Annotated in this window: 8 protein-coding genes; 3 read left to right on the top strand and 5 right to left on the bottom strand. The window is 42.1% G+C overall.

The features are described from left to right. The first annotated feature begins 5 nt into the window (after positions 1-5). A complete protein-coding gene (locus OCU78_RS03155) occupies positions 6-1,553 on the top strand; it encodes an alanine/glycine:cation symporter family protein (RefSeq protein ID WP_137374945.1) in 1,548 nt (515 codons plus the stop codon). Between the two features lie 157 nt (positions 1,554-1,710). Here the strand turns inward: OCU78_RS03155 and OCU78_RS03150 are convergent, their stop codons facing one another. Next, positions 1,711-2,307, bottom strand: a complete 597-nt coding sequence (locus tag OCU78_RS03150) for an acetate uptake transporter (RefSeq protein WP_137374946.1) — start codon at positions 2,305-2,307, stop codon at positions 1,711-1,713. A gap of 299 nt (positions 2,308-2,606) precedes the next feature. On the opposite strand from OCU78_RS03150, the gene OCU78_RS03145 reads away from it, so the two are divergent. Beyond that, positions 2,607-4,151 (top strand): DUF3369 domain-containing protein, encoded by a 1,545-nt coding sequence (locus OCU78_RS03145; protein WP_137374947.1) that lies wholly within the window; start codon positions 2,607-2,609, stop codon positions 4,149-4,151. A gap of 45 nt (positions 4,152-4,196) precedes the next feature. On the opposite strand, the gene OCU78_RS03140 is transcribed toward OCU78_RS03145, so the two are convergent. Next, the gene (locus OCU78_RS03140; protein WP_137374948.1) at positions 4,197-6,143 is read right to left on the bottom strand and encodes a PAS domain-containing sensor histidine kinase; all 1,947 of its coding nucleotides are present in this window, start codon (positions 6,141-6,143) and stop codon (positions 4,197-4,199) included. 98 nt (positions 6,144-6,241) lie between these two features. Here OCU78_RS03140 and OCU78_RS03135 point away from each other — a divergent pair, with 98 nt between their 5' ends. After that, positions 6,242-7,216: an ABC transporter substrate-binding protein gene (locus OCU78_RS03135; RefSeq protein ID WP_137374949.1), complete on the top strand. Its 975-nt coding sequence runs from the start codon at positions 6,242-6,244 to the stop codon at positions 7,214-7,216. A gap of 50 nt (positions 7,217-7,266) precedes the next feature. On the opposite strand, the gene OCU78_RS03130 is transcribed toward OCU78_RS03135, so the two are convergent. From OCU78_RS03130 to guaB, 3 genes are all read right to left on the bottom strand, one after another. Then, positions 7,267-8,997, bottom strand: a complete 1,731-nt coding sequence (locus OCU78_RS03130; RefSeq protein WP_137374950.1) for a chitinase — start codon at positions 8,995-8,997, stop codon at positions 7,267-7,269. A 263-nt stretch (positions 8,998-9,260) separates the two neighbouring features. Beyond that, a complete protein-coding gene (guaA, locus tag OCU78_RS03125) occupies positions 9,261-10,814 on the bottom strand; it encodes a glutamine-hydrolyzing GMP synthase (protein ID WP_137374951.1) in 1,554 nt (517 codons plus the stop codon). Positions 10,815-11,016: 202 nt separating this feature from the next. Beyond that, positions 11,017-12,480 carry an IMP dehydrogenase gene (gene guaB / locus OCU78_RS03120; RefSeq protein ID WP_048669208.1) on the bottom strand — a complete coding sequence of 488 codons (1,464 nt, stop codon included), beginning with the start codon at positions 12,478-12,480 and terminating at the stop codon, positions 11,017-11,019. Positions 12,481-12,546 lie beyond the last annotated feature (66 nt).

Below are 12,546 nucleotides of genomic sequence, written 5' to 3'. Positions count from 1 at the left end.
TACTCATGCAGTCACTCGTTGATTTTTTGAATGGAATTATATGGAGCCCAGTGCTGATTTACTTGTGCTTAGGCGCAGGTTTGTTCTACTCCATAATGACTCGATTCGTACAAATTCGTCACTTCTTTGAAATGTGGCGCTTGCTTCTTAATGGTAAAAGTTCTGAAAAAGGAATCTCTTCTTTCCAAGCATTAGCAGTATCGCTATCTGGTCGTGTTGGTACTGGTAACATTGCTGGTGTTGCTGCCGCGATTGGCTTTGGTGGTCCTGGTGCAGTATTTTGGATGTGGGTCGTTGCTTTCTTCGGTGCAGCAACTGCATATGCAGAATCAACACTGGCTCAAATCTATAAAGAAGAAGATGAAGGTCAATTCCGTGGTGGTCCAGCTTACTATATTGAAAAGGCAATGGGTCAGAAATGGTATGCTTGGATCTTTGCTATCTCGACAATTTTCGCTTGTGGTATTTTACTTCCAGGCGTTCAATCGAACAGTATTGGTAATGCAGTAGAAGCCGCATTCGGTTCTGGTGACATGATTGAAACAGCTATCGGTACCTTTAGTTTTGCCAAAATTTTAACCGGTACAATCATCGCAGTCATCCTAGCATTCATCATCTTTGGTGGTGTTAAGCGTATTGCAAACTTTACTCAAATCGTTGTTCCATTTATGGCGCTGGCTTACATCATTGTTGCCTTCGTTATTATCCTATTGAACATCGGTCAAGTACCTGTTGTTTTCTCTATGATCATTGGCGACGCATTCACTCCTATGGCAGGCTTTGGTGCTGCAATTGGTTGGGGTGTGAAACGTGGTGTCTACTCAAACGAAGCTGGTCAAGGTACTGGTCCTCACGCAGCTGCAGCTGCAAGTGTTGATCACCCAGCTCAGCAAGGTTTGGTACAAGCATTCTCTATCTACATTGATACGCTACTTGTTTGTTCAGCGACTGCATTCATGATCATCATCACTGGTGCTTATAACGTACATGGTGGCGCTGAAGGTGTTTTCCTTGTTCAGAACTTAGCCGCAAATATCGGTGCTAATGGCCCTGTATTTACTCAAATGGCGATCGAAAGTGCGCTACCAGGAATCGGCAAACCGTTCATCGCATTTGCTCTATTCTTCTTCGCATTTACAACCATTCTTGCTTACTACTACATCGCAGAAACTAACATTGCGTACCTAAGACGCACCGTTAAGATCCCTGGAATGATGTTCGCACTTAAGCTTGTACTTATCACTGCTGTTTTCTACGGTACAGTAAAAGCAGCAAACCTTGCTTGGGCTATGGGTGATGTAGGTGTTGGCTTGATGGCTTGGTTGAACATTGTTGGTATTCTTATCATCTTCTTCATGGCGAAGCCTGCAATTAAAGCTTTACATGATTACGAAGAACAGCAACGAGCTGGCGTGACTGAGTTTACTTTTAACCCAGTAAAACTTGGCATCAAAGGTGCTACTTACTGGGAAGAGAAATACAAACGCAAAACAGGTATAGATCCAAAATCTGAAGTTAAGCAAGCTGATGCTGTAGAACAACCATCAACATAATGGTGAGTTTGAAAGTACTTAAAAACATAAAATGACTTATTTAAAATAAGCAGTGGATATGAAAAAGGGTTAGCAAATGCTAACCCTTTTCTTTTGTATTAAAGTCACCCAGGCTTTAAAGCAGCACTAGCATGACTTTCAATTAAGCAAATTACTATTAAGCAGCAATCTCTTGAGTCATTAATTGTTCTGCTGGTTTCTTTTCTCCAACAGGTAACACCGTACGACCGTACTCATTATTGATTACTTGAGCCATTGCAAAGTAGATTGCAGATGCACCACAGAAGATACCTTCAAACCCCGCGATAGTGCCGATTAATTCGCTGCCAGTAAAATCACGAGCAGCAAGCAAGAAGAATAGAATCGTCAGTGAACCAAATACCACTTGCTTTGCCACTGGGTAACAAAGTGAACCAATGAACATAAAGCCAGTGAAGATACCCCACAATAGTAAGTACCAACCCATAAAGCTTGCTGGGCTTGCTGGTAAACCCATGTAAGGCATAACAATAAGCCCAACCAATGTTAACCAGAATAGACCGTAAGAAGTAAATGCGGTTGTACCAAACGTATCACCACGCTTAAAGCACATCATGCCAACAAGCACCTGGCTAATACCACCGTAGAAAATACCCATCGCAAGAATCATTGAATCAATTGGGAAAAACCCAGCATTGTGGATATTAAGAAGAATAGTGGTCATACCGAACCCCATTAGGCCAAGTGGCGCAGGGTTAGCTAGTTTGGTCGACATTGCAGATTTACCTTACTAAAGTGTTTATTATCAAAAAAAACGATATAAATTGTAAGAAAATTTTAATCTATAAACTTCAGTAACAAAAATTAAGTTATCGAAAACTAAGGTTGTACAAATGATCACATATACAAATGTGAACTAGATAATATTCATTCTTATAACATTCTGTGATAACGCATTTTAAATTTTTCGTATTTACATCCTTTGATGGGATTTCACAGTGCCAATCCATACGTGAAGCATTGAACTATGCTAAACCTATAAAAGAGGCTATTAATGTTGAATCGAGATTGCATATGGATTTGTTTGCCGATCACAGGGAACTCTCTTCATCTCCCAGTACACCCGTGCCACCTCCTTTAGATGTGGCACAGTGGAAAGTATTGTTAATCGATGACGATGAGCAGATGCACCAAGTGACTAAGTTGGTACTAGCTAACTTTACATTCCAAGGGAAAGGTTTAGACCTTATCTCGGCTTACTCTGCGGCTGAAGCCAAAAGCATTTTGGCTCAACATAAAGACATTGCTCTTGCGTTAGTAGACGTGGTGATGGAGCATGATCATGCAGGGTTAGATGTGGTCAAATACATAAGGGAAGAGCTGAAAAATACTAAAATTCGTTTAGTCCTTAGAACGGGACAAGCCGGGCAAGCGCCTGAAGATTTTGTTATTCAAGAGTATGAAATTGATGACTACAAAGAAAAAACCGAGTTGACGACACAGAAACTCAAGACTCTCCTCTATTCAATGCTTCGTGCCTACCGAGATCTGACCACCATTGAAGTCCAAAAAGAAGGGCTGAGCAAGGTGATTCAAGCTTCAGCAAACGTCCAAAATACAACTACTTTAAAAGATTATGCCTCTTCTGTTTTGAGCCAATTAACATCGTTGATTCAATTAGACGCCTCTGCCTTTTATTGCTTAGTCAAACCTCGACCTGATGGTGAAGAGTCACGAGCGTTAACATTAGCCGCGACGGGGGATTATGTAGATTCTTACTCTGAATGCCTCTTTGAAGTATTACCCGAGGTTGTCTCAGCCCGTTGTCAGTTTGCGCTTACCCAACAAAGTAGCCAAAGCTATGATGATGCCTATGTTTTTCATATGACTGATGAATCCGGAGTAGACAGCCTTCTCTATATCAATATATCCCATAAACTGAGTGAATTAGATAAGCAATTACTCGAAATCTATATGCACAATATTGGGCTAACTTTTGAAAACCTAAACCTACTTGTCGACCTACGCGAAACATCTAAGGAGTTGGTCTATAACTTAGCAAATGCGGTAGAGGCAAGAAGCAAAGAAACTGGTGCTCATGTACAAAGAGTTTCACTTTTTAGTGAAAAACTAGCACAGCTTTATGGATTACCTCCACAAGAAGTTCAGATGATAAAGCATGCCTCACCTTTGCATGATGTGGGAAAGGTCGCCATACCTGATAGCATTTTGCATAAACCAGGAAAACTAGATGCTGAGGAATGGGCAACCATGCAAAAGCATGTTGAATATGGTGTCGACATTCTCAGTAAATCAAAACGAAAACTCATTTCTGTCGCTAAAGAGATCGCTCAAAACCACCATGAAAAATGGGACGGTAATGGCTACCCTACCCAACTAAGCCAATTTGATATTCCTATTAGTGGTCGAATTACTGCGTTAGCAGATGTATTTGATGCGCTAGGGTCAATTCGCAGTTACAAAAAAGCATGGTCAGATGATGACATTAAAAATGAAGTCTTCGCTCAAAGAGGTAAGCACTTTGAACCCAAACTTGTCGATCTACTTGTTGAACATTGGAATGAATTTATTGAGATTCGAGAATCACACCCAGATTAGACTTTCAGTATCCATCATCGATGTTCATAATTCATGGTTTAGGGTTTAGGGCTCATTTGATTTTTCATCGTTCATCGGTAAATTTCTAGGTAATGAAAAAGTAAAAGTCACTCCACTCCCTAATTCAGATTCAAAGCTGAGTTGCCCAGCAAGTTTCTGATGAATCAAATTAAAAACCAAGTTCAAACCAAGCCCAGAACCACCTTGTCCTCTTTTACTGGTGAAAAAGGGTTCAAAAATTTTCTGATGTAAGGTTCTGTCTACGCCACAGCCGTTATCTCTATAAATAAAAATAATGTAATCACCCTCTACATGAAAGTTCAGTATTATCTCCGCATCTTGCTTCTCAGAGAAAGCATGATTCACGCTGTTCAAAATGAGGTTAGATACCACTTGCGTTAATACGCCAGGTAAACTGTTCATTGTGATACTGGGATCGCCGTCTAAGCATGGAGTTACTGGTACTTTTCTCGTTTCAGGATGAATACTGGCAATGAGCGCATCTAAGCTTTGTTTTACGTTAAATTGACTGCGACTTTCTGATACTTGGTCCACTGCAGTTTGCTTGAAATCTCTGATCAATTTAGCGCCACGATTTAAGTTATCCTCTAGTAAAACGCTTGCTTGGTTCATCTGCTGCATGATTTGTTCAAATTGCTGGCTCGTTAATGTTTGTGAAGTAAACGCATTGTTCAATTCATTACACGACTCTTTAATCAGAGAAGAAGCCGTGACAGCAATACCAAGCGGTGTATTAACTTCATGAGCGACACCCGCAACTAATCCACCTAATGCCGCCAGCTTTTCTGACTCAACAAGTTGCTCTTGGGTCTCTTCTAAACACTGCATACTTCGCTCAAGGTCACACGTACGTTCTGCCACTTTAATTTCTAGGTTTTGATTTAAATCTTCAAGCCTAAACTGTGCATCTTTTAATGCTGTTACATCAATAGAACTGCCTCGGTACCCTTTGAATTTATTCTTTTTAAGAACGCTCATCCCTTGAAAAATCATATAAAAATGCTGCCCATCAATTTCTAGATTCACTTCGCACATTGAAAAGTCTTCTTGCTTACTTAGGTGGTAGATCAAGCTGTAGGCATCATGTATTCCACCGACATCATTAATAAAAGGATGCTGATGAATATCAATATTCAGAGCTTTCTGCATAGCTTCAGATACAAACACTAACCTGCCAATTTCATCAGTCTCCCAAAGCCAATCTGAAGACACATTGGCAAAATCGACAAATCGTTCTTGTTCGAATCGAATATTATTGTAGAGGGTTCGAATATTACCCGTAATTTTATTGGTTTCGTCTGCCAACCAATTCAACTCATCATCCTGTTCCATTACCCATGGATGATAAGCCAGCTTTAATGGGTCACTTGGGTGCCTTGGGTTGAACTTACGTAGATAGGTTGCCACAGCAAAAATACGTCGATTTACATTTTTATGGAAAACCATGAGGATCAGGTAACAAACAATTGTCGTTTTGATAGCGTTAATCACTAAAGTAACCAAGAACTGGCGAAGTAAATAACTGTAGATTTCCTCTCCATTGGATTCCATATACAAACTGCCAAGAGCTTCTATTGGAGCATCAACCTGAGGCTGGTATTGCAATACAAACTCAGCATGAATCGGGTACTTAGTCACTTTCTTTCCCGCAGTAAAGGTGTAACTGCCAGAACGAATTTCCAAATAATTAACCTTAGGGAGGTTGACTAGCCCTTCTAATTTTTGCTGAAGCAGAACTAAATCATAACTCCACAAGGAGGCCCCGAGTAATTCAGCGTGAACAGATTTAATTTCCTGCTGTCTTTGTTCAACACTGTTAAATTCTCGGTTGTAATCCCAATACAGCTGAATAGTGGTACCAAGTAACGTCACTACGCCACTGAGAAGCACCATAATCAGAATTATGCGGCGACCTATACGGCTATAAATGGGGTTGCTATCACTATCTTCAAATTTTTTAGTACGACTCATAACCTTGCACTCCAATGCCCACTTGGTGGCATACTTTTCAGTATAGAAGCGAATAGCTTAGCTATACTAAATAGATGGATTATTGAAGGAGAGCAGGGATGAAGTTGTTCTTGGTGTTTCTATTTACTTTACTTGCACCTTCAGTTTCCGCTGAAGATGTGCTGATCATTGAAAGTTATCACTCTGAATATCCATGGGATAAAGACTACGTAAAAGGTATACGGAACACATTAGATGAAGAGCATTCTGTAACGACCTTCCAAATGGACACCAAGCGTTTACCACAACACCAATTTTCAGAAATGGCCCACAAAGCCTTTTTACACTATCAAGAACTCAAGCCTGATGTCGTGGTATTGGGCGACGATAACGCACTGAAGTTTATGTTACCAAAGCTTTATAACGAGCCTATTAGCATCGTCTTTTTGGGTATCAATTCTAACCCGAGAAAACTCCTTGCTCGTTATCAAGGGCAAGCGCAAATAACAGGGATATTAGAACAGCCATTATTGATAAAAAGCATCAATGAGATTGGCGATGTAATTAACAATAAGAACTCGAAAATATTGGTCTTATTCGACTCAGGTACAACTTCAAAAATTGCAGAAAAATATATTTCAAAGCAGTATCAATCGATTAGAAACTCGCTATCTGTCACTGTCGATATCGAAAACGTGACAACCTTAAGTAGTTGGAGACACCTCGTCAGCGAAAGCAAAGAAAAAGGATACGCTGCGATTGTGATGGGGTTATATCACACCTTAATTGATAAGAAAGGACACCATGTTAACGCAGACGAGCTAATGGCATGGACGCATCAACATACACCAGTGCCTTTATTCGGGTTTTGGGATTTTTCCATTGGAAAAGGTAAAGCTCTAGGGGGAGTTGTTCTATTTGGGCAAAGCCAAGGAATGGAAACAGGGAAGATTCTCAATCAAATCCTTTCGGGGAAGAACACTGACCAGATACCAATCCGGATTGGGAAACAGGGTAAAGCTATTTACAGCAAAGAAGAAATAGAAAGATGGGGATTAACACCGCCACCTCACTGGCAAGCAATTAACGAATAAAAAAGGGAGTGACAAAACACTCCCTATTCTACTTTAAATATTAGACATCATTACTGACAACTAATCTCATCCCAGAACCAATTAGATTGGGTTGGGGTTTCCCATGTTCCTGGACCATTTTTCGCAACAAAACACTTGCTGTTATAAGTCACTTTATCACCGTTGCTCACCTGGCTAGCACCTGGCACCCACGTAATGAATTCTGATGGGTCAACGACAACAGGTGGCTCAGTGACAGGTGGTTCAACAACCGGCGGTTCAGTGACTGGCGGCTCGGTTACCGGTGGGTCTACAGGCGTAGGGTCGGTCACAACTGGTGGAACAGGCTCACCAGAAATCAACTTCCATGGGTCACCCCCTGTTGGTTCATTTCCTTGGCTCCACCACTTCGCTTCATAAGTTGCCCCATTGAAGGTAACTTGATCACCAGAGTTGTAGACCTTATTCGCATCCCATGCATTACCACCAGGATCTGTACCAGGGTCAGTTGGATCTAGTTTATCAACCACTTTCACTTCAGGCCAGCTTGCATGAGAACCATAGAAATTCGTCACACACTTTTCGTAATCCCCAGGGACTAACGCTGAATAAGCCGTTTGGAAACCAACAAGTTCACACTCGAACGAGTAACCTTCTGGGCGATCAGCATAGTATTTCCAATTGCCGTCCCAGTTAGTGTAAAGCACGTCCGTCGCACCATTTAGGTTTAAGCTTCCATAAGGCGTTTGCTGCCAGCAAGTATTCGCTTCATCCGCTTCGATAGGAATTTGGTAATGTTCAGCTAAACCTTCCCAGTAACGAATTCGGTTAACTGGTTGTCCTTTATTTTTATTTTGTTCGCCACACTCAATACCACCATTGATTACATTGATTGTAGTGCCGAAGCCATAACCAATTCCCGCATCTAACTCCCGCTGAGATGGCGTCCACGTACGGTCAATAACATGTAACATCGCTGGTTTAGGAGCTTGAGGCGTTAAGAAGAACCAAATAGCAGAAGCAAGGTTTAGCCAAGAATCTGCAACTAGACCAGGGTTATTCAACAGTACAGTCGCATCCCCGTCGTACATGACCTCAGAGAACGCACCATAGTTGAAATGATAAGACAGTTGCTTAGCGCCTCGACCAAAGTAACCTTGACCGGCAGCACATGGCCAGCGAGCATTTTGCCAATCATTCTGACCACAACCAGTCGTGTAGCCTTCTTGTCCTTCTGACCACCCCATTTCACGTACATGCACTAAAGCTTGTTGCCACTCTTCCAATGCTAATGGGTTATCCCAAGTATTATCTTTTGCTATATGTCCGCCCGTTTCTTGAGAGAAATGAGCAAATGCCGTCACAATAGATTTCTTACATATCGCGTCAGAATCACGCCCATCGGTGTACTCTCCGCAAAAAGCAGGGAACTTGCCAATAGCACGCAAGAATCGAGTATAGGTATATTCTGGAGCCGCCATTTGAGTTAAGAAATCCCACTCAGATTGTGGGAAAACGCGCTCAACACGTTTTACGTTATCTGGGTTGCTTGCCAAGCCAGGAAAAATCGCTTCCACGACAGCGTTAGGACGAGTTTCTAATGCTTGAGACCAAATTGCATACATCGGGTCAGCGGTTTTAGATTGTTCTGCAGCTTGGAGATCACTCTTTAAAACCAAATATCCATTGGGGTTTTGAGGGTCAGGCTGAATATTCATTGACGATTGGCTATTTACTTGAGCATAACTATTGCCCGCCAGTAAACAACCTAGCACTGTAGCTAAATATTTAGGTTTAAACATTTTTAGTTCTCTATCTATCCATAATAAGTCGATAAAATAGTAGATAGGTCTGGAGATAGAAGGTAGGTCCAGATTTGTTAGACTATAAGAAGTGCGAGTGAGGTTATTAATTAACCGTGTGTACTAAGTAAAAATGACATCAAGTTTGGACACCATGTCTAAAAAAATAAAAAGCCCCAAACTAAGTTTGAGGCTTCTAATATTTAAGACATCATTGCAATGATAAAGACTTTATCAGAGATATTGTTCGCAATACGCGAGGACTATTCCCACTCGATAGTTGCTGGTGGCTTACCAGAAATATCGTAAACAACACGTGAAATGCCGTTAACTTCGTTGATAATACGGTTAGATACCTTACCTAGGAAGTCGTATGGTAGGTGCGCCCAGTGAGCCGTCATGAAGTCGATAGTTTCTACAGCACGTAGAGATACAACCCAATCGTACTTACGACCATCACCCATTACACCAACTGAACGTACAGGTAGGAATACCGTGAATGCTTGAGATACTTTGTGGTAAAGGTCAGCAGCATGAAGCTCTTCAATGAAGATAGCATCAGCACGACGTAGTAGATCACAGTACTCTTTCTTAACTTCACCAAGAACACGAACACCTAGACCTGGACCCGGGAATGGGTGGCGGTAAAGCATATTGTATGGAAGACCAAGTTCTAGACCAATCTTACGTACTTCATCTTTAAACAGCTCACGTAGAGGCTCAACAAGACCCATTTCCATATCATCAGGAAGACCACCAACGTTGTGGTGAGACTTAATTACGTGTGCTTTACCAGTCTTAGATGCAGCTGACTCGATAACGTCTGGATAGATAGTACCCTGAGCAAGCCATTTAGCATTCTTCAGTTTCTTAGACTCTTCGTCGAAGATATCTACGAATACGTGACCGATGATCTTACGTTTCGCTTCTGGTTCAGCTTCGCCTTCCAGAGCGTCAAGGAAACGATCTTCAGCGTCTACTTTGATTATGTTTAGGCCAAACTTGTTGCCAAACATCTCCATAACCTGCTCACCTTCGTTTAAACGAAGAAGGCCGTTATCTACAAATACACATGTTAGTTTGTCGCCGATAGCGCGGTGAGCAAGCATCGCAACTACAGATGAATCAACACCACCAGAAAGACCAAGGATAACTTCGTCGTCACCTACTTGCTCTTTAATTCGTGCAACAGCATCTTCAATGATAGAAGCTGAAGTCCACAGACCTTCACAACCACACGCGTTAAGAACGAAGTTCTCAAGCATTTTTAGGCCGTTTTTAGTGTGCGTTACTTCTGGGTGGAATTGAACACCGTAGTATTTCTTATCTTCGTTTGCCATTGCTGCGTATGGGCAAGTGTCTGTTTCTGCGATTTTCGTGAAATCAGCAGGGATTTCAACCACTTTGTCACCGTGGCTCATCCAAACGTCTTGAGTTGTCTCAAGGTCTGCGAAAAGTGCAGATTCACCCGTTACTTGTACAGCAGCGTAGCCAAACTCGCGCTCAGTAGATGTGGCTACTTTACCGCCAAGTTGCTCAGCCATAGTTTGCATGCCGTAGCAGATACCGAAGACAGGAACACCTGAATCAAATACGTACTGAGGTGCACGTGGAGAATTATCTTCCGTTACACTTTCAGGGCCACCAGATAGGATGATACCGTCTGGATTGAATTCACGAATATCCGCTTCTTCTACGTCCCAGCTCCAAAGTTCACAGTAAACACCGATCTCACGAATACGACGAGCTACTAGCTGTGTGTATTGAGAACCGAAGTCCAGAATTAGAATACGTTGGTCATGAATATTTTTAGTCATTGTAAGCAGTCTTATTGGCTATGTGATAAAACGGAGGCGAGTTTACTCACCTCTGATTAACTCTTCAAGAAATAAAGCAAACGTTTTCGTAAGTTATCTATAAGGCAATGTTTTGCAAAAATCATACGTTCAACAAAACAGGCTTTAGATAAAATAATGTGCCGACTAAATCAGCACATTATTCAAACGTTTGGACGTATTATTAACCTAAACGGTAGTTAGGTGCTTCTTTCGTGATTTGAACATCGTGTACGTGAGATTCTTTCATGCCCGCACCAGAGATACGAACAAACTCAGCTTTAGTACGCATGTCTTCAACAGTTGCAGAACCCGTTAGGCCCATGCTTGAGCGTAAACCACCCATCTGTTGGTGAACGATCTCTTTTAGACGACCTTTGTATGCGATACGACCTTCAATACCTTCTGGAACAAGCTTGTCTGCAGCGTTATCAGATTGGAAGTAACGGTCAGAAGAACCTTGAGACATAGCGCCAAGAGAACCCATACCACGGTAAGACTTGTAAGAACGACCGTTATAAAGGATAACTTCACCCGGAGCTTCTTCAGTACCCGCGAACATTGAACCAACCATCACACAAGATGCGCCAGCAACGATAGCTTTACAGATATCGCCAGAGAAGCGGATACCGCCATCTGCGATTACTGGAATACCGTATTCGTTTGCCACTTCAGCGGCATCAGCGATTGCTGTTACTTGAGGAACACCTACACCAGTAACAATACGAGTAGTACAGATTGAACCCGGGCCGATACCCACTTTAACCGCACTAACACCCGCTTCGATAAGAGCACGAGCGCCAGCGCCAGTTGCTACGTTACCACCGATGATTTGTAGATCAGGGTACGCAGCACGAGTTTCGCGGATACGGTTAAGTACGCCTTCAGAGTGACCGTGTGAAGAGTCGATAAGTAGAACGTCTACACCAGCTTCAACAAGAGCAGCAACGCGCTCTTCGTTACCAGCGCCAGCACCAACAGCTGCACCTACACGTAGGCTGCCGCGCTCATCTTTACAAGCGTTTGGTTTACGTTCTGCTTTATGGAAGTCTTTTGCAGTGATCATTCCTGTTAATTGGAAGTCATCATTTACTACTAGAACTTTTTCAACACGCGCTTCGTGCATTTTCTCTTGAACTTCTTCACGAGTTGCACCTTCTTTAACAGAAGCAAGGCGAGCTTTAGGCGTCATTACTACATCAACTTTCTTAGAAAGGTCAGTAACAAAGCGAACATCACGGCCAGTAATAATACCAACAAGTTCGTTTGTTTCAGTAACAACAGGGAAACCGGCAAAACCGTGTTTTTCAGTAAGAGCTACAACATCAGCGATTGTCGCGTCAGGGTTTACTGTAACAGGGTGAGAAACTACACCTGCTTCGTAAATTTTAACCTGGCGAACCATTTCAGCTTGTTGTTCTATAGACATGTTCTTATGAATGAAGCCTATTCCGCCTTCTTGTGCCAGTGCAATCGCTAGGCGAGCTTCTGTCACAGTATCCATCGATGCAGAGATCATTGGGATGTTTAGGGAAATATTCTTCGTCAACTGAGTGCGAAGATCAGCTGTATTAGGGAGAACGGTGGAGTGTGCTGGCACTAGCAGTACGTCGTCGAATGTCAGCGCTTCTTTGGCAATTCTTAGCATTTGCAATATCTCACAATAATAGGAGTAAAAAGAAACAATCCAATCTCATCGTTTCGCCTAATGAGG

Source organism: Vibrio gallaecicus (assembly GCF_024347495.1).
Lineage (GTDB): Bacteria > Pseudomonadota > Gammaproteobacteria > Enterobacterales > Vibrionaceae > Vibrio > Vibrio gallaecicus.
Note: the sequence above shows the minus strand (reverse complement) of the source record. Positions and strands in the feature narration are given on the sequence as shown.

Bases quoted from the DNA above. Each gene is read 5' to 3' on its own strand.
- OCU78_RS03155 (WP_137374945.1), top strand. From the start codon at position 6: ATGCAGTCACTCGTTGATTTTTTGAATGGAATTATATGGAGCCCAGTG.
- OCU78_RS03150 (WP_137374946.1), bottom strand. From the start codon at position 2,307: ATGTCGACCAAACTAGCTAACCCTGCGCCACTTGGCCTAATGGGGTTC.
- OCU78_RS03145 (WP_137374947.1), top strand. From the start codon at position 2,607: ATGGATTTGTTTGCCGATCACAGGGAACTCTCTTCATCTCCCAGTACA.
- OCU78_RS03140 (WP_137374948.1), bottom strand. From the start codon at position 6,143: ATGAGTCGTACTAAAAAATTTGAAGATAGTGATAGCAACCCCATTTAT.
- OCU78_RS03135 (WP_137374949.1), top strand. From the start codon at position 6,242: ATGAAGTTGTTCTTGGTGTTTCTATTTACTTTACTTGCACCTTCAGTT.
- OCU78_RS03130 (WP_137374950.1), bottom strand. From the start codon at position 8,997: ATGTTTAAACCTAAATATTTAGCTACAGTGCTAGGTTGTTTACTGGCG.
- guaA (WP_137374951.1), bottom strand. From the start codon at position 10,814: ATGACTAAAAATATTCATGACCAACGTATTCTAATTCTGGACTTCGGT.
- guaB (WP_048669208.1), bottom strand. From the start codon at position 12,480: ATGCTAAGAATTGCCAAAGAAGCGCTGACATTCGACGACGTACTGCTA.